Annotated in this window: 25 protein-coding genes; 12 read left to right on the top strand and 13 right to left on the bottom strand. The window is 65.3% G+C overall.

All coding sequences use genetic code 11. The features are described from left to right. Positions 1-62 precede the first annotated feature (62 nt). From ureG to ACWNZ3_RS08820, 9 genes are read right to left on the bottom strand one after another with little or no spacing between them, the layout of a single operon-like run. The gene (ureG, locus tag ACWNZ3_RS08860; RefSeq protein ID WP_274577166.1) at positions 63-704 is read right to left on the bottom strand and encodes an urease accessory protein UreG; all 642 of its coding nucleotides are present in this window, start codon (positions 702-704) and stop codon (positions 63-65) included. After that, positions 701-1,348, bottom strand: a complete 648-nt coding sequence (locus tag ACWNZ3_RS08855) for an urease accessory protein UreF (protein WP_496901858.1) — start codon at positions 1,346-1,348, stop codon at positions 701-703. The genes ureG and ACWNZ3_RS08855 overlap by 4 nt, the downstream gene beginning before the upstream one ends. Then, the gene (locus tag ACWNZ3_RS08850; protein ID WP_496901857.1) at positions 1,338-1,832 is read right to left on the bottom strand and encodes an urease accessory protein UreE; all 495 of its coding nucleotides are present in this window, start codon (positions 1,830-1,832) and stop codon (positions 1,338-1,340) included. Before ACWNZ3_RS08850 ends, ACWNZ3_RS08855 begins: the two co-directional genes overlap by 11 nt. 15 nt (positions 1,833-1,847) lie before the next feature. After that, positions 1,848-3,557, bottom strand: coding sequence for an urease subunit alpha (gene ureC, locus ACWNZ3_RS08845; RefSeq protein WP_496901856.1), 1,710 nt, complete (start codon positions 3,555-3,557; stop codon positions 1,848-1,850). A 2-nt stretch (positions 3,558-3,559) separates the two neighbouring features. Continuing rightward, positions 3,560-3,808: a hypothetical protein gene (locus ACWNZ3_RS08840; protein WP_496901855.1), complete on the bottom strand. Its 249-nt coding sequence runs from the start codon at positions 3,806-3,808 to the stop codon at positions 3,560-3,562. Continuing rightward, positions 3,805-4,116 (bottom strand): urease subunit beta, encoded by a 312-nt coding sequence (locus ACWNZ3_RS08835; RefSeq protein WP_269366380.1) that lies wholly within the window; start codon positions 4,114-4,116, stop codon positions 3,805-3,807. Before ACWNZ3_RS08835 ends, ACWNZ3_RS08840 begins: the two co-directional genes overlap by 4 nt. Beyond that, complete coding sequence (locus ACWNZ3_RS08830) at positions 4,113-4,325, bottom strand: hypothetical protein (protein ID WP_269366382.1); 213 nt, start codon at positions 4,323-4,325, stop codon at positions 4,113-4,115. Before ACWNZ3_RS08830 ends, ACWNZ3_RS08835 begins: the two co-directional genes overlap by 4 nt. A 12-nt stretch (positions 4,326-4,337) precedes the next feature. Beyond that, positions 4,338-4,640, bottom strand: a complete 303-nt coding sequence (locus ACWNZ3_RS08825) for an urease subunit gamma (protein ID WP_067292577.1) — start codon at positions 4,638-4,640, stop codon at positions 4,338-4,340. A 1-nt stretch (position 4,641) separates the two neighbouring features. Next, entirely contained in the window at positions 4,642-5,448 is an 807-nt protein-coding gene (locus tag ACWNZ3_RS08820; protein WP_496901854.1) for an urease accessory protein UreD, read from the bottom strand. 210 nt (positions 5,449-5,658) lie between these two features. Between ACWNZ3_RS08820 and ACWNZ3_RS08815 the strand changes: the two genes are divergently transcribed. Continuing rightward, positions 5,659-6,621 carry an aldose epimerase family protein gene (locus ACWNZ3_RS08815; RefSeq protein WP_496901852.1) on the top strand — a complete coding sequence of 321 codons (963 nt, stop codon included), beginning with the start codon at positions 5,659-5,661 and terminating at the stop codon, positions 6,619-6,621. A gap of 115 nt (positions 6,622-6,736) precedes the next feature. Continuing rightward, positions 6,737-6,859, top strand: a complete 123-nt coding sequence (locus ACWNZ3_RS08810; protein WP_269366385.1) for a hypothetical protein — start codon at positions 6,737-6,739, stop codon at positions 6,857-6,859. Positions 6,860-6,885: 26 nt separating this feature from the next. Here the strand turns inward: ACWNZ3_RS08810 and ACWNZ3_RS08805 are convergent, their stop codons facing one another. Both ACWNZ3_RS08805 and ndk read right to left on the bottom strand, forming a co-directional pair. Next, positions 6,886-7,251 carry a VOC family protein gene (locus ACWNZ3_RS08805; protein ID WP_496901851.1) on the bottom strand — a complete coding sequence of 122 codons (366 nt, stop codon included), beginning with the start codon at positions 7,249-7,251 and terminating at the stop codon, positions 6,886-6,888. A 198-nt stretch (positions 7,252-7,449) separates the two neighbouring features. Next, complete coding sequence (gene ndk, locus ACWNZ3_RS08800) at positions 7,450-7,872, bottom strand: nucleoside-diphosphate kinase (RefSeq protein WP_071972037.1); 423 nt, start codon at positions 7,870-7,872, stop codon at positions 7,450-7,452. Between the two features lie 105 nt (positions 7,873-7,977). On the opposite strand from ndk, the gene ACWNZ3_RS08795 reads away from it, so the two are divergent. The 3 genes from ACWNZ3_RS08795 (at position 7,978) to ACWNZ3_RS08785 (ending at position 11,217) form a co-directional block, all read left to right on the top strand. After that, entirely contained in the window at positions 7,978-9,837 is a 1,860-nt protein-coding gene (locus tag ACWNZ3_RS08795) for an ABC-F family ATP-binding cassette domain-containing protein (RefSeq protein WP_496901850.1), read from the top strand. A 109-nt stretch (positions 9,838-9,946) separates the two neighbouring features. After that, a complete protein-coding gene (locus ACWNZ3_RS08790) occupies positions 9,947-10,579 on the top strand; it encodes a MarC family protein (protein ID WP_114276537.1) in 633 nt (210 codons plus the stop codon). Between the two features lie 56 nt (positions 10,580-10,635). Further along, the gene (locus tag ACWNZ3_RS08785; RefSeq protein ID WP_269366389.1) at positions 10,636-11,217 is read left to right on the top strand and encodes a retropepsin-like aspartic protease family protein; all 582 of its coding nucleotides are present in this window, start codon (positions 10,636-10,638) and stop codon (positions 11,215-11,217) included. Between the two features lie 70 nt (positions 11,218-11,287). Here ACWNZ3_RS08785 and ACWNZ3_RS08780 read toward each other — a convergent pair whose 3' ends face one another. Both ACWNZ3_RS08780 and ACWNZ3_RS08775 read right to left on the bottom strand, forming a co-directional pair. Further along, positions 11,288-11,746 (bottom strand): DNA polymerase III subunit chi, encoded by a 459-nt coding sequence (locus ACWNZ3_RS08780; protein WP_269366390.1) that lies wholly within the window; start codon positions 11,744-11,746, stop codon positions 11,288-11,290. Positions 11,747-11,753: 7 nt separating this feature from the next. Beyond that, positions 11,754-13,226, bottom strand: a complete 1,473-nt coding sequence (locus ACWNZ3_RS08775; protein ID WP_496901849.1) for a leucyl aminopeptidase — start codon at positions 13,224-13,226, stop codon at positions 11,754-11,756. Between the two features lie 147 nt (positions 13,227-13,373). Here ACWNZ3_RS08775 and lptF point away from each other — a divergent pair, with 147 nt between their 5' ends. From lptF to ACWNZ3_RS08740, 7 genes are all read left to right on the top strand, one after another. Continuing rightward, on the top strand, positions 13,374-14,501 hold the full coding sequence (gene lptF, locus ACWNZ3_RS08770) for an LPS export ABC transporter permease LptF (RefSeq protein ID WP_269366394.1): 1,128 nt from the start codon (positions 13,374-13,376) through the stop codon (positions 14,499-14,501). Next, positions 14,498-15,595, top strand: a complete 1,098-nt coding sequence (gene lptG, locus ACWNZ3_RS08765) for an LPS export ABC transporter permease LptG (RefSeq protein ID WP_269366395.1) — start codon at positions 14,498-14,500, stop codon at positions 15,593-15,595. The genes lptF and lptG overlap by 4 nt, the downstream gene beginning before the upstream one ends. Further along, positions 15,588-17,720 (top strand): LPS-assembly protein LptD, encoded by a 2,133-nt coding sequence (locus ACWNZ3_RS08760; RefSeq protein WP_496901848.1) that lies wholly within the window; start codon positions 15,588-15,590, stop codon positions 17,718-17,720. The genes lptG and ACWNZ3_RS08760 overlap by 8 nt, the downstream gene beginning before the upstream one ends. A gap of 116 nt (positions 17,721-17,836) precedes the next feature. Then, positions 17,837-18,988 (top strand): peptidylprolyl isomerase, encoded by a 1,152-nt coding sequence (locus tag ACWNZ3_RS08755; protein ID WP_496901893.1) that lies wholly within the window; start codon positions 17,837-17,839, stop codon positions 18,986-18,988. Next, positions 18,985-19,983, top strand: a complete 999-nt coding sequence (gene pdxA, locus ACWNZ3_RS08750) for a 4-hydroxythreonine-4-phosphate dehydrogenase PdxA (protein WP_496901847.1) — start codon at positions 18,985-18,987, stop codon at positions 19,981-19,983. Before ACWNZ3_RS08755 ends, pdxA begins: the two co-directional genes overlap by 4 nt. A gap of 61 nt (positions 19,984-20,044) precedes the next feature. Then, positions 20,045-20,887, top strand: coding sequence for a 16S rRNA (adenine(1518)-N(6)/adenine(1519)-N(6))-dimethyltransferase RsmA (gene rsmA, locus ACWNZ3_RS08745; protein ID WP_496901846.1), 843 nt, complete (start codon positions 20,045-20,047; stop codon positions 20,885-20,887). Next, on the top strand, positions 20,884-21,465 hold the full coding sequence (locus ACWNZ3_RS08740) for a protein-tyrosine phosphatase family protein (RefSeq protein ID WP_269366403.1): 582 nt from the start codon (positions 20,884-20,886) through the stop codon (positions 21,463-21,465). The genes rsmA and ACWNZ3_RS08740 overlap by 4 nt, the downstream gene beginning before the upstream one ends. Position 21,466: the final 1 nt, after the last annotated feature.

Genomic DNA, 21,466 nt, shown 5'->3' with positions numbered 1-21,466 from the left:
CCTTTCCCTCACGCAAACCCATTTGATGATACGGCCCGCGCCCCGGCGCGGGCCGTGTTGCGTCAGGCATCCGCAATTTCGGCCTGTGGCATCTGCAAACCGCCGATGGACAGCACATGGTCCACCACCTGCTGCACGCCAGTCCCGTGGCGCAGGGCACAGAATGCCACCGGCCTGTCCCCGCGCATCCGCGCCGCATCACGGGCCATGACCTCAAGCGATGCGCCCACATGGGGGGCCAGATCGGTCTTGTTGATCACCAGCAGGTCCGATTTGGTGATGGCAGGCCCGCCCTTGCGCGGAATCTCTTCACCCGCCGCCACGTCGATGACGTAAAGCGTCACATCCGCCAGTTCCGGGCTGAAGGTGGCAGAAAGGTTGTCGCCGCCGCTTTCGATCAGCACCAGATCGAGGTCCGCATGGCGTTCACGCATCTCGGCAATGGCCGCAAGGTTGATCGAGGCATCCTCGCGGATCGCCGTATGCGGGCAGCCCCCGGTTTCCACCCCGATCACCCGGTCCTGCGGCAGGATCTGCATGCGCATCAGCGCTTCCGCATCCTCCTGCGTATAGATGTCATTGGTGATCACCCCGATGGAGAGCGCCGGGTGAAAGACGCGCGCCAGGGCGGCGGTCAGCGTGGTCTTGCCCGCGCCCACGGGGCCGCCGATCCCGATGCGCAAGGGGCCGTTCATGCCAGTCATGATCGAAATATCCTGTGTTCAAGTGTTTCGTGCCGCATCGCGGCCACATCGGACAAAAAGGCGCTGCCGGCCAGATCGTCGAGGTCCATGCCCCTGCTTTTTGCAACGACCTGCCCCACCAGCCCGCCGAGGGCGGCCAGACAGGCCTGCCCCTCGGTCTGGCCCAGTGGCACCAGCCGCACCGCGGCAGAGACGAGGTTGCTTGCAAAGGCCTGCAGATACATCTGTGCCGTCAGCTCCAGTGGCAGGGACATCCGCCCGGCGGCATAGCCCACCGCAACGGGATGGGTCAGTTCCGGCAGCGCAGCGCCCCAGATCGCGGCCGTGGTCCGCGCGAATGCCCCGCCCTGGATCCGGGTTTCCGCCAGACGTTCGGCACTGCTGGCAAAGGCGCGGGCATGTCCGTCCACCTCGGCCACCGCATCCAGGTCTGCGCAGGCATGGGCCGCGCGGATCAGGATGCAATCATTGCGCCCGGTGCCATGGGCCAGTACGTCCTCCAGCCATGCCTGCAGGCTTCCGGCACTGTCAATCCGGCCGGTCACGATGGCCATCTCCAACCCGTGCGAATAGGCAAAGGAGCCCAGCGGATAGCTGGGCGAAAACCATTGCGCGAGGGTCAGCAGATCGCTGTCAGTGGGCATGCGCCGTGTTCCCGTGTTCATGGCTATGGGTCCGCCCATGGCCATAGGCACCGCCCTCCGGCGTGAAGGGGGCCGTGACCTCCGTCAGGGTCGCGCCCACATGTTCCAGCATATGCCCGATCACCGGATCGTTCTGGATCAGCAGATGGTCCGCCGCGATCTGGCAAGGCGTGTGCCGGTTGCCGATATGCCAGGCCAGCCGCGCCAGGTCCGGCCCGGTGACGCGCAACAGCGCCTCCTCTGCCGCGCGGACAAGGATATATGTCCCGTCCTCCAGCACCAGCGCATCGCCATGATCCAGCGAGGTCGTCTGCGGCAGATCCACCAGAAACGGCCGCCCCTCCACCGTTTCCAGCCGCTTGCGGCGCAGAAAGCGCGCCTCGTAATCCAGCAGGCAGATTTCGGCGGGCCCGGACCAATGGCCCTTTTTCAAATGTGTCTGCGCCACGGGCAGTGTTCTTGTCCTTTCGGCGGTCTGTGCCATCTTCGACTTCCTTTCTCAGAACATGAAATAGCGTTGTGCCATCGGCAGCACCTCTGCCGGGGCGCAGGTCAGCAATTCGCCATCCGCGCGCACCTCGTAGGTCTCCGGATCCACCTCCACCTTCGGGGTGGCATCGTTCAGCAACAGGTCCTTCTTGCCGATGTTGCGGGTGCCCGCGACGGCGATGGTCTGCTTGGCCAGCCCCAGGCTGGCGCGGATGCCGTCGGCCTGCGCCGCCTGCGACACAAAGGTCACGCTGGAATGTTCCACCGACCGACCGTAAGCGCCGAACATGGGCCGGGTATAGACTGGCTGCGGCGTGGGGATGGATGCATTGGGATCGCCCATCTGCGCCACGACAATGGTGCCGCCCATCAGCACCATTTCCGGCTTCACCCCGAAAAACGCCGGGCTCCACAGCACCAGATCCGCCCGCTTGCCCGGCGCGATGGAGCCAACGACATGAGAGACCCCCTGCGCGATGGCGGGATTGATGGTGTATTTGGCGATATAGCGGCGGACGCGGAAATTGTCGTTCTCGCCGGTTTCCTCGGCCAGTCGTCCGCGCTGTTTCTTCATCTTGTCGGCAGTCTGCCAGGTGCGGATCAGCACCTCTCCCACCCGGCCCATGGCCTGGCTGTCACTGGCGATGATGCTGAAGGCCCCCATGTCATGCAGGATATCTTCCGCCGCAATCGTCTCGCGCCGGATGCGGCTTTCGGCGAATGCGATGTCCTCCGGGATCGACTTGTCCAGGTGGTGACAGACCATGAGCATGTCCAGATGCTCTTCCAGCGTGTTCACGGTGAAAGGCCGCGTCGGGTTGGTGGAGGACGGCAGCACGAAGCTTTCGCCGCAGATCTTGATGATATCCGGCGCATGGCCGCCGCCCGCGCCCTCGGTGTGGAAGGCATGGATGGTCCGGCCCTTCATCGCGCCCACGGTATGTTCGACAAAGCCGGATTCGTTCAGCGTGTCGGTGTGGATCATCACCTGCACGTCCATGTCGTCGGCCACGCTCAGGCAGCAGTCGATGGCGGCGGGGGTGGTGCCCCAGTCTTCATGCAGTTTCAGCGCCGATGCCCCGCCCCGGACCATCTCCACCAGCGCCTCCGGCTGGCTGGCATTGCCCTTGCCCGACAGGCCGACGTTCATCGCGATGCCGTCGAAGGCCTGCAACATCCGCCCGATGTGCCAGGGCCCCGGCGTGCAGGTGGTGGCCAGCGTGCCATGGGCAGGCCCGGTGCCGCCGCCGAAACAGGTGGTGACGCCGGAATGCAGCGAATCCTCCATCTGCTGCGGGCAGATGAAGTGGATGTGACTGTCGACACCGCCTGCTGTCAGGATGCGCCCGTCACCCGCGATGATCTCGGTTCCCGGCCCGATGATGATGTCCACGCCCGGTTGCGTGTCGGGGTTGCCCGCCTTGCCGATGGCATGGATCAGCCCGTCCTTCAGCGCCACATCGGCCTTGTAGATGCCCGCATGGTCGACGATCAGCGCATTGGTGATGACGGTATCGACCGCCCCGCCCGCGCGGGTCACCTGGCTTTGCCCCATGCCGTCGCGGATCACCTTGCCGCCGCCGAATTTCACCTCTTCGCCATAGGTGGTCAGGTCGCGCTCCACCTCGATGATCAGGTCGGTATCGGCCAGACGCAGACGGTCGCCCGTGGTGGGGCCATACATGGCGGCATATTGCGCGCGGGGGATGGTGGCAGGCATGGCTAAGCGCTTTCTCTATTGGGTTTCACGGCGGCAAGAAGAGGCAGCACGACTTTTGCCGCACAGCCAATCGGATGTGTGAAGATTGGGAGGCTCCAGAGCGGCAAACCGCTGCTCTTTATAGGAGCTGTCAAATGAAACCGAGCGTCTGCCTTCACATCGCAATCGTGGTATTCCAATATTTCGGCATCAACGAAGACTGGGTTCTTGTAGCGCAACTTTTGCGCATTGTTCTCGCGTGCAAGGGTCATTGATCCAAAGCCCCCATCACCTTGCCATTGAACCCGAACACCACCCGCTTGCCGCCATAAGGCACCAGCGCCACCTCGCGGCGCTGGCCGGGCTCGAAGCGCACGGCAGTGCCTGCGGCGATGTCCAGACGACGCCCATGGGCGGCGGCGCGGTCGAATTCCAGCGCCGGGTTGGTTTCGGCGAAATGATAGTGGCTGCCCACCTGCACCGGACGGTCGCCGGTATTGGCCACCATCAGCACCACCGCATCCGCCCCCGCGTTCAGGGTGATGTCGCCTGCGGCAGGGATCACTTCGCCGGGGATCATTTGCGGCGGTCCCGTGTGTTGCGTGCCCGGATGGCCGCACGTCCCGCCGTCACCGCGACGGCAGTGACGATGGTGACCATGCCCAGCACCAGCGGCAGCCAGGCCGCCGCACCGTCCGAGACATGCGGATGCAGGTGCAGCCCCGCATCGGTATGGGCGGCCACCGGTGCAGCCAGAACGACAAGGCCAAGGGTCGATATGATCTTCATGGATTTTCCTTTTCAGCGGATCGGGTTGTGAACGGTCACCAGCTTGGTGCCATCGGGAAAGGTCGCCTCGACCTGTACGTCGTGGATCATCTCGGCGATGCCTTCCATGCATTGGTCACGGGTCAGCACATGGCCCCCCGCCTCCATCATGTCGGCCACGGAACGGCCGTCGCGCGCGCCCTCCACCACCGTGTCGGTGATCAGGGCAATCGCCTCCGGATGGTTCAGCTTCACACCGCGTGCCAGCCTCTTGCGCGCCACTTCGGCGGCCATGGCCACCAGCAGTTTGTCCTTTTCCCTTGGGGTCAATTGCATCTCATAGTCTCCAGTTCAGCGGCATTTGCCCATCGTTCAACAGCATCAGGGCGGGGATCACGGCGCGGCGCAGCTCGAAACTGTCCGATGCCAGCAGACGGGCCACCAGCACCCCGCCCGGCAGCAGGCTGGCCGCCGCCGTCTCAGGGAGCAAGGCGCGCAGGGGCCGCAACTGCGCCTCGGCCTCAACGGCCACAAAAACCAGCGTCGCCACCGCCCCGGCGCCGCCCGCGATGGCAGGCCGCGCCAGATGGCGCTGCACATCGCCCTCCAGCGCAATCCCGTCCAGATAGAGCGGCGCGCCCTCCCGGTTGATCCGGATGCGGTCGCGCAGATGCACTTCGTGCAGGACCTCGCCCATGGCGGCGCGGCCAAAGACCAGCGTTTCCACCATCAGGAACCCCGCATCGGCGGCCAGATCAACGGTCAGGCGGCGGTTCAGGGCGGCGTGGTCAAACAGGATCGTTTCCTGCGGCAACCAGTTGATCCGCGCCCCCGCCGCCACCTCAAGCCGGGTGTCCACGCACCCCACTTCGCCCGGCTGCGCGCGGTAGATCCGTTCCGCCGCCTGCGTGCTCAGCGTCAGGCAGGCCCCGGCACCCGCCACCGCCTCCAGCTGCAACCGGTCACCGCCGGTCACGCCCCCCGCCGTGTTCACGATCACCGCCTCGATGTCGGGGCGGAAAACCCGCGGCAGCACCAGCTTCATCGCCCCGGATTGGCGCAGGTTGGCCAGCCGCGTCTCCCCCTGCGCAGCGGCGCGCACGGCGATGCTGCCAGCCCCACGGGTGCGGGGCTGCAGCGGCACGGCATCAAGCCAGTCCTGCGGCGCAAAAGAAGTGATCGGCTGTCCTTTCCCGAATGGTCACCGATCAACCTACCTCCCCGCACCGCCATCGCAATTCTTTGCGCGGGGCCAGCGGGGCATTTCGCCCGTTTTCAGATCACAGTGATCAATTTTTGTGCAAACCCCCTGCCGCCTCTTGCCTGCGCCGCATGCAGACCGCATCAAGGGGCCATGTCGCCCTTTGCCCCCCTCACCATCCGCTCCGGCGCGCTGACGGCGCAGATCCTGCCCCAAGGCGCGTCACTGGTCGGGCTGCATTTGCAGGGCGGCACACAGAACCTCGTGCTGGGATTTGCCGACCCGCAAGATCATGCGCGGCTGCCGATCTATGCCGGTGCCATCGTGGGCCCGGTGGCCAACAGAATCACGGGCGGCAGGATTTCCCTGTCCGGCCAGCCCCGGCAGATGCCCCGGAACGAAGGGGAAAACACCCTGCATTCCGGCCCCGACGGCCTGCACAGCCATGCATGGAACGTCCTGACGCATAGTGCCGACCATCTGACTCTGGGGATCGAACTGAAAGATGGCGAAGGTGGCCTGCCCGGCAACCGCGTGATCCGCGCGGACTACCGGCTGACCGGCGCGCTGCTGAGCCTGACGCTGCGTGCCGAAACCGACCGCGCAACCGCGATGAACCTGGCCCATCACCCCTATTGGAACCTTGACGGGCTTGGCGATATCACCAGCCACAATCTGCGGATCGACGCCGCGCACTACCTGCCGACAGATGCACAGCGGCTGCCCCGGGGTGCTGTGGCCCCGCTTGCAGAGACCCGTTTCGACTTTCGCAGCCCCCGGCCGGTGCCGCGCGACAGCGCGCTGGACCTGAACTACTGCCTTTCCGATGCACCCGCTGCGCAGATCCGCCCGGTGGCCTGGTTGACCGGCAGCACCGGCACGCAGTTGCGCATCGCCACGGATGCGCCCGGACTTCAGGTCTATAACGGGGCCTTCCTGCCCGACACGCCCGGCGCCCTGCCCGGCGGCCAAAGCCTGCGCCCCTTTCACGCCATGGCGCTGGAACCGCAGTATTGGCCGGACGCCCCGCATCATGGGCATTTTCCGCAGATCACGCTGGAACCGGGCCGCATCTGGCAACAGAGCACCGAATACCGGATCACCCAGACGCCATAACGCAATAACGCAATAACGCCCTATTATCACCTTAATTCAGCCCCGCTGTCGGCACAGTCTTGCGCAAGCCTTTGAGCCGGGCGCCAAACCCGCGCCTGTATTGAGGAGCAGTCATATGGCCCGCCATGACCCCGATCCGCGCCCTGAACCGCCCAAACCGGCCCCCGCGCCGGACCAGAGCCTGGCGCAAAAGCCCAAACCCAAACCGCCGCAGATCACCGATTACGCCAGCATCTGAGCAGCACCACCGGGCTCAGACCCCGATCATGACCCGGCGAAAGCCCGGCTCGATACCTGAATGGAATTTTTCGACGGGTCCTTGGCATTGGCAAAGCTGTATCCATCCGCCTGATGGACCTTTCCGAACACCAGCCCATTGGCGCTGGCTGCCGCGCAGAACGCCGCGACATCTTCGACGTCAAACACCAGCTTCATCAGAACCTGACCTTCCTTCTGTTTCGCCGCCAGGGGATGCAAAAGAAGGCTGAGACCGGCATTTTGCGGCACCAGTTCCACAATGCGATCCCCCTCAGCGCGCTTCACCGTAAAGCCGAAGTGACGCGCATAGAAATCGGCCATCTGGTCGATCTTCCCGGTATAGATAACGATCCGGCCAAGCGCGGGTGTCATGGCGCCTTCCCCCATATGTTCCCGAGAGTTCCAAGGTGTTCCAATCAGGAACCCATACCACAGGCAGACGGCCCGGGCCCGCATTGTTCGAAAGTTACGCGTAAAAACGCCAACGCCCCCGCGGTTTCCCGCGAGGGCGTCAGAAATCGGAGACCTTAAGCGAAGACGCAGGCGCGCCCTCTTCCGGTCAGGCCCGCCTCAGCCGACCAGTTCGAGGCCAGAGAAGAAATAGGCGATCTCGACCGCTGCCGTCTCGGGCGCGTCCGACCCGTGCACGGAGTTTTCGCCAACGCTTTCGGCGAATTCGGCGCGGATGGTGCCGGCTTCGGCATCGGCGGGGTTGGTGGCCCCCATCACTTCACGGTTCTTGGCAATGGCGCCTTCGCCTTCCAGAACCTGAGCCACGATCGGCGCGGAGGCCATGAATTCGCACAGCTCGTCATAGAAGGGGCGCTCGGCATGCACCTTGTAGAACTCGCCCGCCTGCGCCTTGGTCAGGTGAATCCGCTTCTGCGCCACGATGCGCAGACCGGCATCCTCGAACTTCTTGTTGATGGCGCCGGTCAGGTTGCGGCGGGTGGCGTCGGGCTTGATGATCGAAAATGTACGCTCAAGGGCCATGTGGCTTGCTCCTTCGGGGTGTTGAATTTGGCGCTCCCTACCATGGGGTCCGGGGCTTGAAAAGCCGCGATTGACGGGGCCTGCAACTTGGTCCACACCGCGTCCATGTTACGCATTTCCGAAATCAACTACTCCGTCGAGGGCCGTCCGCTCTTTGAAGAGGCAAGCGCCGTCATCCCCGAAGGTCACAAGGTTGGCCTTGTCGGGCGCAATGGCGCGGGCAAAACCACCCTGTTCCGCATCATCCGCGGTGAACTGGCGCTGGACGGCGGCGACATCAGCCTGCCCAGCCGGGCCAGGATCGGCGGCGTGGCGCAGGAGGTCCCCTCCTCCGACGTCTCGCTGATCGACACCGTGCTGGCCGCCGATACCGAACGCGCGGCACTGATGGCGGAATCGGAGACGGCAAAGGATCCCGGCCGCATCGCCGACATCCAGGCGCGGCTGGCCGATATCGACGCCTGGTCCGCCGAAGGGCGCGCGGCCTCGATCCTCAAGGGGCTGGGCTTTGACGACGCCGAACAGCAGATGCCCTGCTCCGACTTCTCGGGCGGCTGGCGGATGCGCGTGGCGCTGGCGGGCGTGCTCTTTGCCCAGCCCGACCTGCTGCTGCTCGACGAACCGACCAACTATCTCGACCTCGAAGGCGCGCTCTGGCTGGAAAGCTACCTGGCCAGGTATCCCCATACGGTCATCATCATCAGCCACGACCGCGGTTTGCTGAACCGGGCCGTGAACGGTATCCTGCATCTGGAAGACCGCAAGCTGACCTTATATCAGGGCCCCTATGACCAATTCGCCCGCCAGCGCGCCGAACAGCGCGCGGTGCAGGCCGCCATGGCCAAGAAACAACAGGCCCGCCGCGACCACATGCAGGCCTTCGTGGACCGGTTCAAGGCCAAGGCCTCCAAGGCCAAACAGGCCCAGTCGCGCCTCAAGATGATCGAGAAGATGGACATGATCTCGACCCCCGAACAGGCGGCGAAACGGGTCTTCACCTTCCCCGAACCGGAAGAGCTTTCGCCCCCCATCATCTCCATCGAGGGCGGTTCCACAGGCTATACCCCGGGCCAGCCGGTGCTGTCCCGGCTGAACCTGCGCATCGACCAGGACGACCGCATCGCGCTGCTGGGCAAGAACGGTCAGGGCAAATCGACCCTGTCAAAGCTGCTGTCGGACCGGCTGGTGCTGATGGACGGCAAGGCGGTCAAGGCCAACAAGCTGCGCATCGGATTCTTTGCCCAGCACCAGGTGGACGAGCTGCACATCAACGAAACCCCGCTGCAGCACATGATCAGCGCACGCCCCGGCGTGCTGCATTCCAAACTGCGCGCGCAGCTGGCGGGATTCGGTCTTGGCGCCGATCAGGCCGAAACCGAGGTCGGCCGCCTGTCGGGTGGTCAGAAGGCGCGGCTGTCGCTGCTGCTGGCGACGCTGGACGCGCCGCATCTGCTGATCCTCGACGAGCCGACCAACCACCTCGACATCGAAAGCCGCGAGGCGCTGGTGGAGGCGCTGACGCAATATTCCGGCGCGGTGATCCTGGTCAGCCACGACATGCACCTGCTCTCCATGGTGGCGGACCGGCTCTGGCTGGTGTCGAACGGCACCGTCACCCCTTACGAGGACGATCTGGAAAGTTACCGCAAGATGCTGCTGCAGCCGACCCGTCCGGTCAGCAAGAACAGCAAGCCCAGGGAGACGCCCAAGGTAAAGCGCGCCAGCCGCGAAGATATCCTTGTCTTGCGCTCGGAAGTCCGCAAATCCGAAGCCCGCGTTGAGAAAATCAACGAAATGCGCGATAAACTGGCCAAGAAGCTGGCCGATCCCGCCCTCTACGAAGATACCAAGCTGGGCGAGTTGGAAGTCTGGAACAAGAAATACGCCGAAGTGATGCAGGCGCTCGAACGCGCGGAAACACTCTGGTTGTCGGCACAGGAAAAGCTGGAGAAAGCCACCGCCTGACTTTCTTTTTGGCGAAAAATATTCCCGGGGGAATCGGCCTCTGGCCGATGGGGGCAGCGCCCCCGCAAAACAATGGAGTGGGCGCAGCCCGCAATCGGATCACGGCATCATGACGCTCGACACCGCCTATATGATCACGGCACTGGTCACCATGTTCGTGGTGATCGACCCGATCGGCATTGCCCCGCTTTTCATCGCCCTGACGCCCGGCATGTCCCGCGCCCAGCGGCGGCGCGTGGCCTGGCGGGCGGTGCTGGTCGCGGGCCTGGTGCTGACCCTCTTTGCCTTTCTGGGCGAGGCCGTTCTGGGCTTCATCGGCATCTCCATGCCCGCCTTCCGGGTCGCGGGGGGCATCCTGTTGTTCCTGACCGCCCTCGACATGCTGTTCGAGCGGCGCACGAAACGGCGCGAGGACCGCACCGACGAGACCTCCGTCGATGATCCTTCGGTGTTTCCGCTGGCGATCCCGCTGATGGCCGGTCCCGGCTCCATCGCCTCGGTGATCCTGCTGACCGGCGAACGCCCGGGGGCCGAGGGGCTGGTGACGGTGCTGGGGATCACCGCGCTCACGCTTGTGGTGATGGCCCTGCTGCTGCAGGCCTCCAGCTATCTGGAACATGTGATCGGCAAGACCGGGATCGACGTGATCACCCGGTTGCTGGGCATGCTGCTGGCCGCCCTGTCGGTGCAATTCGTGCTCGACGGGCTCAGCGCCTTCGGTTTCGGCCCCGGCGCGGGCTGACATCATCGCCCGCCGCGCCTATCTATATCGGTAGCCAGCCGGAGGAGAGGCGATAGATGGGCGGTATCGACACAATGCAATTGATCTACCTGGTGGTGCTCGGCACCATGGTGATCGGCTGGTTCATCCTGCAATCGCGCGAAAGCCTGAACCGCAGCCTGCAACATGCCGCTGTCTGGGGCATGATCTTTGTCGGCGGCGCCGCCGCCGTGGGGCTCTGGCAGGACATCAGCCGCGATGCGCGGCATCCGCAGATGGTGCTGACGGGCGGTGACCGGATCATCGTGCCCAAATCGCGCGACAGCCATTACTACCTGACGCTCGACATCAACGACACCCCGATCCGTTTCGTGGTGGACACCGGTGCCACCGATCTGGTGCTGACCCAGGCCGATGCGCGCCGCGCCGGGGTCGACCCGGACAGCCTGAAGTTCCACGGCACCGCCAATACCGCCAACGGCGAGGTACGCACCGCCTTTGTCACGCTGGATACCGTCACCCTGGGTGCGGTCACGGATACCGATGTCGCCGCCGTGGTGAACGCGGGCGAGATGCGGCAATCCCTGCTGGGCATGGGCTATCTGCAGCGCTGGGGCCGTATCGAAATCACCGGCGGAGAGTTGATCCTCACCCGGTAAGCGCAGTCAAATGTTGCGCGGGGGCTGCGCGGGCGGCCCTGGCTGTTGCCGTGCCGGTGTCGTCTGCGGCTCAGGTTTCCGCCTTTTTCTCCCAGCGGCCCGATTCCTCCGACCAGTATTGCGCAGCGGCGCCAGCCTCCTTCAGCAGCTTCCACTGGTCGCGGGCGCGGTTCAGCGCCAGGTCATCATCGCCGTCGAAAAGCACGCAGACCCGTTCCAGCGCCGCGACCTCCTGCGCTGTCACCTCGGCCCCCTGCACAGAGATGACGCAGGCGGGGGCATTCGCGGCAGCGGCGGCCGTGGTCAGCAGCACCGGCTGCGCCGCATCATGCGGCCCGCCTGCCATGCCATGCGGCAGGAACCCCTCGTCGGGGCCCAGCCACAGGGCGCGGTCCAATGCCTCCAGCCCCGCCGCATCGGTGCCGCGCACCGCCACGCGCCAGCCTTGGGCCAGCGACCGGTCCAGCAGCATCCGCAGGGTGTCGACCAGGGGCCGCCGCGTCAGGTGATAGAAATAGGCCGCGCCCATCGCCGGATCACTCGGTCTCGAAACGGTCGGCCACCAGCCGGTTCAGTGCCGCCACACCCCAGCCTGTCGCCCCCGTGGGGGCCAGCGCCGTCTCCGACTTGACCGAAGCGACCCCGGCAATATCGAGGTGGATCCAGGGTGTCTCTTCCTTCACAAAGCGCTGCAGGAACTGGGCCGCGGTGATCGACCCGCCTGCCCGTCCGCCGATGTTCTTCATATCGGCAATCCGGCTTTTCAGCATGTCGTCATAGGCCTGGCCCAGCGGCAACCGCCAGGCACCTTCGCCCTCGGCCTCTGCCGCCTTGAGGAACTCGGCGCAGAATCCGTCATTGTTGGAAAAGACGCCCGCGTTCTCGTGGCCCAGCCCGATGATGATGGCCCCGGTCAGCGTGGCCAGGTCGATCATCGCGGCGGGTTTGAACCGGTCCTGTGCGTACCACATCACATCGCAAAGCACCAAGCGCCCCTCGGCATCCGTATTGATGACCTCGACCGTATCCCCCTTCATCGAGGTGATCACATCGCCCGGGCGGGTCGCATTGCCCGACGGCATGTTCTCCACCAGCCCCACCAGGCCCACGACATTGGCCCGGGCCTTGCGCAGCGCAAGGCTGCGCATCACCCCGGCCACAACGGCCGCGCCGCCCATGTCCATGGTCATGTCCTCCATGCCCGCACCGGGTTTCAGGCTGATCCCGCCGGTGTCAAACACCACGCCCTTGCCGACCAGCGCCAGCGGTGCCGCATCCCCGGCCCCGCCTTCCCAGCGCATCACCACCACCTTGGAGGGGCTGTCGGAACCCTGCCCCACACAGAGCAGGGTACGCATGCCCAGTTTTTCAAGTTCGACCTCTTCCAGCACCTCGACCTTGAGGCCGAGTTTCTCCATCGCCGCCAGACGGTCGGCGAATTCGGTCGTCGTCAGCACATTGGCGGGCGCATTGGTCAGATCGCGGGTCATGAAGGCGCCTTCGGCCACCGCCATCAGCGGCTCTGCCTGTGCCTGCGCCGCGTCGGGCTTGCTGCACATGATGGTCACGCTGCCCTCGCGCTCTTTCGGCGCGCTCTTGTGGTCTTCAAAACCGTAGTCGCGCATCGCAAGGCCAAAACCCATCTCGGCCACCCGGCGCATGCCCGCCGCCAGCACCAGCAGATCTGCGGTGCCGCGCGCCTTGGCCAGGCTTGCGCCTGCGCGGCGTGCCTCCTTCACGCTGATCCGGCGCGGCAGGTGAACAACATCCACCGCTTCCGCCGCCAGACCGGCGGGATAGGCCATCGCAACAGACTGCCCAGGCTTCATCTTTGCAAAGGCCTCGCCCTCGACCAGCCGCGCCAGCGCCCCGCGCATCAGTTTGTTGACCCGGCGCGCGCCTGCGTCCAGCCGCCCCTCCGGATTGACGAAAACGGCGATCCGGCCCTCATGGGCCGCGATTTTGTCGATGTCGGTCGGGGAAAAGCGGATCGGGGTGAGGTCGGTCATGAAAGAGCCCTTGTTCTGGTTTCCCACAAAGACCTAACGCGCCTGCCCGCCCATGACCAGATACCAGTTTTCCCCCCGCTTCTTTTACATTATTGTCGCATTCAACATCGCCGTCAGAGCGCCGGATGACACCTTGGGGGGATCGCAGTGGCCAGAGTTGACCGCTACATGCTGTCGCAGTTTCTGCTGCTGTTCGGCTTTTTCGCGCTTGTATTGGTGGCGCTGTTCTGGATCAACCGGGCGGTATTGCTGTTCGACCGGCTGATCGGGGACGGTCAGTCGGCGCTGGTGTTCCTGGAGTTCACCGCCCTTGGCCTGCCCAAGCTGATCCTGACCGTGCTGCCCATCGCCGCCTTTGCCGGTGCGGCCTATGTCACCAACCGGATGAGCAGCGAAAGCGAGCTGACCGTGCTGCAATCGACCGGCTCCGGCCCCTGGCGGCTGGCGCGGCCGGTGTTTATCTACGGCCTCTGCGTGGCGGGCATGATGTCCGTGCTCAGCCATTTTCTGGTGCCCATGGCGCAGGGCCAGCTCAGCCAGCGCGAAAACGAGATTTCCCAGAACGTCACCGCACGGCTGCTGACCGAAGGCACCTTCCTGCATCCGGGCGAAAACGTCACCTTCTACACCCGGCTGATCGACACCGACGGCGTGCTGCGCGATGTTTTCCTGTCCGACCGGCGCAATGCGCTCGAAGGGGTGATCTATACCGCCGCCGAAGCCTATCTGGTGCGCAATGGCGAGGGCACGACGCTGATCATGGTGGACGGGCTGGCACAGCGCCTGAACCAGGAAACCAAACGGCTGGCCACGGCAAAGTTCCGGGACTTTTCCTTTGATATCTCGGCACTTGTCAGCAAGTCTGCCGGGCGGCAGATCTCGACGCCAAATCTGACGACACCGGCTTTCCTGACCTCCTGGGATCAACTGTCGAGGGAGTCGGGCGACAGCCTGGGCACCATCGCGGAAGAGTTCCATTCCCGCTTTGCCCAGCCGCTGTTCTGCGTGGTGGCGGCGATGGTCGGCTTTTCCACCCTGTTGCTGGGCGGCTTCTCGCGCTTCGGGGTCTGGCGCGAGGTCGTCATCGCCTTTGGCCTGCTGATCGCAATCGACGGGTTTCGCGGCGCGCTGGTGGACGAGGTGCTGACCGATCCCGCCAACTGGCCGCTGATGTACATGCCGGTGCTTGTCGGGGCGATCCTGGTGGTGGCGATGCTTTCGGTGGCATCTCGGCCCGGCCTGTTGCGGCGCCGCAGACCGGGGGCCGCCGCATGATCCTGCATCTCTATTTCGCACGGCGCTTTGCCGTGACCTTTGTCACCATCACCGCGATTCTGTTCGCGCTGGTGATGCTGGTCGATGCGGTCGAACAGGCGCGCCGGTTCGGCAGCTATGACCTGGGTTGGCAGCGCATCCTGGGGCTGACCCTGCTGAACGCGCCGCAGACCATCAACCTGATCCTGCCGCTGATCATGATCCTTGCCACCGTGGCATTGTTCATCTCGCTGGCCCGCTCCTCCGAGATGGTGGTGACGCGGGCCGCGGGCCGCTCCGCCCTGCGCGCCCTGATTGCACCGGTGGTGGTTGCGCTGATCATCGGTGTGATGGCCGTGGGCATGCTGAACCCCATCGTGGCGGCCACCAACAACCGCTATCTGCAGCTCTCCGAAAGCTACCGCGCCGACGGGGCCTCTGCCCTGTCGATCAGCGACGAAGGGCTGTGGCTGCGCCAGGGCAATGTCGATGGGCAGACCGTGATCCGCGCCTGGCGCTCGAATGCGGATGCCTCGGTGCTCTATGACGTGACCTTCATCACCTATGAGCATGACCGCGGGCCGGTGCGCCGGATCGAGGCCGGATCGGCCGCATTGGTCGACCGCGAATGGCGCTTGCGCGACGCCAAGTCATGGCCGCTGGAGGCCGGGGTCAATGCCGAAGGCAATGCCACCACCCACGCGTTGCTGACCATTCCCTCCTCCCTGACGGTGGAGCGGATCCGCGAAAGCATCGGCGCGCCCGGCGCGGTCTCGATCTATGAGCTGCCCGCCTTCATCCGCCAGCTGGAGCAGGCAGGCTTCAGCCCCCGCAAGCACCGGGTCTGGCTTCAGGCCGAGTTCGCGCGGCCGTTTTTCCTGATGGCGATGGTTCTTGTTGCGAGCGCCTTCACCATGCGGCATACCAGATTTGGTGGTACAGGGGTCGCTGTACTGGCATCTGTGCTATTGGGGTTCACCTTGTATTTCATTCGCAGCTTCGCACAAATCCTTGGCGAGAACGGGCAGATTCCCGTTCTGCTCGCCGCCTGGGCGCCGCCTGCGGTTGCGATCCTGCTGGCACTTGGCCTGCTCCTGCATGCAGAGGATGGATAAACGCGTGTGCCGCTGGCTGCTCATACTGGCCCTCACCGTGATGCCGCTGATCGCCGGGGCACAGCAGGGCACGCCACCCGCGGCGGTGCTGGTGGCCGACCAGGTCTTCCTGACCCGTGACCGGACGCTGGTGGCCCAGGGCAACGTGGAGGCCTTTCAGGGCGAAACCCGCCTGCGCGCCCGCACGATCAGCTACAACCAGACCACCGGCGCGCTCACCATCGAGGGGCCCATCGTCATCTCCGAGGGCGAGGACACGCTGATCCTGGCGGATGCGGCGGAACTGGACCCGGATCTGCAGAACGGCCTGTTGCGGGGTGCCCGGCTGATCCTGAACCAGCAGTTGCAACTGGCCGCCAACCAGATCAACCGCGTCGACGGGCGCTACAGCCAGCTTTACAAGACCGCCGTGACCTCCTGCAAAGTCTGCGAGGACGGGCGCGCACCGCTTTGGCAGATCAGGGCAAAGCGGGTGATCCACGACAAGCTCGAACAGCAGCTCTATTTCGACGAAGCATCCTTCCACATCCGCAACGTCCCGATCTTCTACCTGCCGCGCCTGCGCCTGCCCGACCCGACGCTGGCACGGGCCACCGGATTCCTGCAGCCCTCGATCCGGACCACCTCGCAACTGGGCACCGGTTTCAAGCTTCCCTATTTCATCAAGCTCGGGGAACACCGCGACCTGACCCTGAGCCCCTATCTGTCCAGCGCCACCCGGACCCTCGAATTCCGCTACCGCCAGGCCTTCCGGTCCGGACGTATCCAGTTCGACGGCGCCTATACCCGCGACGACCAGCGCCCCGGCGAAACCCGGGGATATCTCTTTGGCGTGGGCCGGTTCGACCTGGCGCGCGACTATGTGCTGGAATTCGGGATCGAAACCACCAGCGACCCCGCCTATCTGAAAGACTACGGCTATTCCGCCAAGGACCGCCTCTCCAGCCAGATTACCGTGAGCCGCGCGCGGCGCGACGCCTATGTGCGCGCCAGCATCTACAATTTCGAATCCCTCCGCGATACGGAGGTGAACGACGAACTGCCCACCATCGTGCTGGACGGCGACTACGAGCGGCGGCTGTTCCCCTCGGGCATCGGCGGCGAGTTGCGGATGCGCATTCAGGCACACAGCCACCGGCGCACCTCGGATGCCGATATCATCGGGCGCGACGTGGCCCGCCTGCACGGCGAAGTCAAATGGCTGCGGCGCATGACCTTTGGCAACGGGCTGGTTGCGGACGGGCAGATCGGCGCCAGCTTCAATGCCTTCGATATCGTGCAGGACAGCAGCTTTGCCCAGAACCACTCCGACATCGTGCCGGCGGCGGCCATTGCCCTGCGCTATCCGATGATCCGGCGCGGCAGGGGCGGCGTCTCCCAGCTGCTGGAACCGATCGCTCAGATCGGCTGGTCCGGCGGCAACCGTCTGCCCATCCCCAATGATGAAAGCACCCGGGTCGAATTCGACGAAGGCAACCTGCTGTCGCTGTCGCGGTTTCCACGGCCCGACCGGCGCGAAAGACATGCGGTGGCGGCCATCGGCGTCAACTGGTCGCGCTTTGACCCCACCGGATGGGACGCGCATCTGACCATCGGTCAGGTCCTGCGCGAGAAATCCGACCTTGAATTCACCACGACATCCGGCCTGGCAGGCACCTCTTCGGATTTCCTGCTGGCGGGCCAGATCAAGACCGCGCAGGGCCTGTCCCTCACCGGGCGCGGCTTGTTCGACGACAATTTCCAGTTTGCCAAGGCCGAGCTGCGCGGCGACTGGGACTTTACCCGCGGACGCCTGGGCGGCAGCTATGTCTGGCTCGATGCCGATCCGGCCGAGGACCGCACCCAGGCAGTCTCCGAGATCGCGCTTGATGGCGATTACCGGATCAACCGGCAATGGACCGCCTCGGCCGACTGGCGATTCGACGTGGCCGACGACCGCGCCGCCTCGGCGGGGCTCGGCCTGACCTACAACAATGAATGCGTATCGGTCGACCTTTCGGTCAATCGGCGCTATTCCACTTCAACAAGTGTTGAGCCCTCAACCAATATCGGTTTTAACATCGGGCTCAGGGGCTTTGCCGCCTCCAACGGAACAGAAAGATACGTGCGCTCATGCCGGAACTGATCAGACCGACACCTTCGTTCATCTCAAGATGGGCGTTCATCTCAAGGTGGGCGTCCATCTCAAGGTGGGCCGTGGCCCTTGGACTGGCGCTGTGCCTGCTGGTGCCGCCCGCCGTCATGGCGCAGAACCTCTATGCCCCCGTGGCGCGCGTGAATGACAGGATCGTCACCGAATTCGAGGTCCAGCAACGGCAGCGCTTCATGCAATTGCTGAACGCCCCCGGCGCGGACCGCGAGAATGTCATCGACGAGCTGATAAATGACCGTCTGCACGACGAATTCGCCGCCCGGTTCGATCTGAAACTGTCCGACGAGGCGGTCCAGTCCGGACTGTCCGATTTCGCCGCCCGCGCCAATCTCAGCGTGGAAGAATTCACCACCGCGCTGGAACAATCCGGCGTGTCGCAGCAGACTTTCCGCGATTTCGTCGTCACCCAACTCACCTGGCGCGACCTGATCCGCGCCCGCTATGGCGCACAGGTGAACATCTCCGACGCCGAGATCGACCGCGAACTTGGCCGCAGCGGCGCGGGCAGCGGCATCCGCGTGCTCCTGTCGGAAATCATCATCCCCGCCCCGCCGCAGCAGGCCGCACGTGTCAACGCGCTGGCCGACCGGATTGCCCAAAGCAAGTCGGAGGCCGAATTCTCCCGCTATGCCCAGCAGTATTCCGCAACCGCCTCCCGTGGCCGGGGTGGCCGGATGCCCTGGACCCCGCTGGAGAAACTCCCGCCCTCGCTGGCCCCCATCCTGCTGGCGCTCGCCCCCGGTGAGGTGACATCGCCGCTGCCTATTCCCAATGCCGTGGCGCTGTTCCAGCTGCGCGGGATCGAGGAAACCGGCGCGCCCGCCAAATCCTATTCCGAAATCGAATATGCCGCCTATTACATCCCCGGCGGTCGCAGCGAAGCGGCCCTGAACGAGGCGGCCCGCGTGCGCAGCGAGGTCGACACCTGCAACGATCTCTATGCCGTGGCCCAGGGCCAGCCCGAAAGCGTGCTGGACCGTGGCGCCAAGAAACCGGCGGAAATCCCGCAGGACATCGCGATCGAACTGGCCAAGCTCGATCCGGGTGAAAGCTCGACCGCGCTGACGCGGGCGAGCGGGCAGACGCTGGTGTTCCTGATGCTGTGCAAACGCACCGCCGAGGCCAATGCCGAGGTCAGCCGCGAGGCCGTGGTGTCGAGCCTGCGCCAGCGCAAACTGCAAGGCTATGCGGACCAGCTGACGGAACAATTGCGCGCCGATGCCCGCATCATCATGAAATGACCGAAGCCCCCCGGGACGGCGCGCTGCAGGACAGGCCTGTGGTGATCTCCTGCGGTGAACCCGCAGGCATCGGACCCGAAGTGGCCGCCCGCGCATGGATGGCCCTGGCCGGTGAAATCTCGATGCTCTGGCTCGGCGATCCGCGCCACCTGCCCGCCGATGTCCCGCATCGCGTCGTCACCGATGCGGCAGAGGCGGCCGGGATCTCTTCAGATGCGTTGCCGGTGCTGGCGCATGACTTTGGCCCCGCCATGACACCCGGCGCCGCGCGCCCCGAACATGCGCAGGGCGTGATCGACATGATTGCGCTCGGGGTCGGGATGGTGCGCGATGGCAGGGCCTGCGCCCTGTGTACCGCCCCGATCCACAAGAAGGCGCTGAAGGACGGGGCCGGTTTTGCCTATCCCGGCCATACCGAATACCTGGCCGCCCTTGCCGGTGCCTCTCAGGTGGTGATGATGCTGGCCTCGGATCAGCTGCGCGTGGTCCCGGCAACGATCCACATCGCACTGTCCGAGGTGCCGCTGGCCCTGACCCCCGACAGCCTGCGCCGCACCATCGAGATCACCCATGCGGGCCTGCGCGACCTCTTCGGCATCGCCGCTCCCCGCCTTGCCATCGCCGGGCTGAACCCCCATGCGGGCGAAGGCGGCGCCATGGGCCGCGAGGAGCTGGACTGGATCGCACCGCTGATCGCCGGGATGCGCGGCGCCGGGTTTGACCTCACCGGCCCCCTGCCCGCCGACACCATGTTCCACGCCGCCGCCCGCGCGCGTTATGACGCGGCGGTGGCGATGTACCACGATCAGGCGCTGATCCCGATCAAGACGCTGGATTTCGACAGGGGCGTGAACGTGACCCTGGGCCTGCCCTTCGTGCGCACCTCGCCCGATCACGGCACCGCCTTCGACATCGCGGGCAAGGGGCTGGCCAACCCCACCAGCATGATCGAGGCGATCCGGCTCGCCCACCGCATGGCCAGGGGCACCACATGATGCTTCATTGTTCCCGAAATACACCTATCCCGGCGCCGCGTCCGGGCGCAGGTCTCCCCGCATGAGCGCCATCGATTCCCTGCCGCCCCTGCGCGAGGTGATCCAGACCCATGGTCTCTCGGCGCGCAAGTCGCTGGGGCAGAACTTCCTGCTGGATCTGAACCTGACCGCCAAGATCGCCCGACAGGCGGGCAATGTCGCGGCATGCGACGTGCTCGAAATCGGGCCCGGCCCCGGCGGGCTGACCCGGGGTCTGCTGTCGGAAGGCGCGCGCCATGTGCTGGCCATCGAAAAGGACAGCCGCTGCCGCCCCGCATTGGACGAGATCGCCGCCGCCTATCCCGGCAGGCTGACGGTGCTCGAAGGCGACGCGCTGGACATCGACCCGCTGGCCCATCTGACGCCGCCGATCCGGGTGGCGGCCAACCTGCCCTATAATGTCGGCACCGAGCTGCTGATACGCTGGCTGACCCCGCGCGACTGGCCGCCTTTCTGGGAAAGCCTGACCCTGATGTTCCAGCGCGAAGTGGCCGAACGCATCGTGGCGCTGCCGGGCAGCAAGGCCTATGGCCGCCTCGCCCTGCTGGCGCAATGGCGGGCAGAGGCGCGGATCGTCATGCATCTTCCGCCCGGCGCCTTTACCCCGCCGCCCAAGGTCTCCTCTGCCGTGGTCCATCTGACCGCCCTGCCGGAACCGCGTTTTCCGGCTGATGCGGCAGTGCTGAACCGCGTGGTCGCCATGGCCTTCAACCAGCGCCGCAAGATGCTGCGCTCGGCGCTCAAGTGCATCGCCCCCGATATCGAGGATCTGCTGAAGGCCGCAGGCATCGCCCCGACCGAACGCGCCGAACAGGTCCCGCTTGAAGGCTTCTGCGCCCTCGCCCGCGAAGTGGCAAAACGATGATCCGCTGGCTTGCCGCGCTGGCGCTGCTCTGCGCGCTTGTCGCCTGCGCCCCCACCGGCCCCTCACAGGGGTCGCGGGCGGATGTGGCGGCGCTGACCCGGGCCTTGCAGGCGATGTCCCCCGGCGTCGACCCGGCAGAGGCCGCACGGGCCGCCGATCTGAGCTACCGCTATACCTTTCAACTGGCGCAGCAGTACCAGATCACCGATGCGCCGCTCGTGCATAACGCCAAGGTCAATGCCGGGAAAAAGCCGCGCGGGCTTTGCTATCACTGGGCCACGGACATGGAGCATCTGCTCAACCAGGCCGGCTTCGAAACGCTTGAGATCCAGCGCGCCATCGCCAATGCCGGAAACCCGATCCTGATCGAACATTCCAGCGCCGTGATCACCGCCAAAGGTGCCCCGATGCAGGCGGGCGTCATCATCGACCCCTGGCGTCAGGGCGGCACATTGTTCTGGTCGCCGGTGCTGCAGGACCGCCGCTATGACTGGAAGGAACGCAGCGCGGAACTGCACCGCCTCGGGCGGGTCACCTATATTAACGCTGACGGCACCGCCTCCCTGCAACCGGAGTAAT

This window comes from Sulfitobacter sp. IGS-18 (assembly GCF_059628195.1).
Note: the sequence above shows the minus strand (reverse complement) of the source record. Positions and strands in the feature narration are given on the sequence as shown.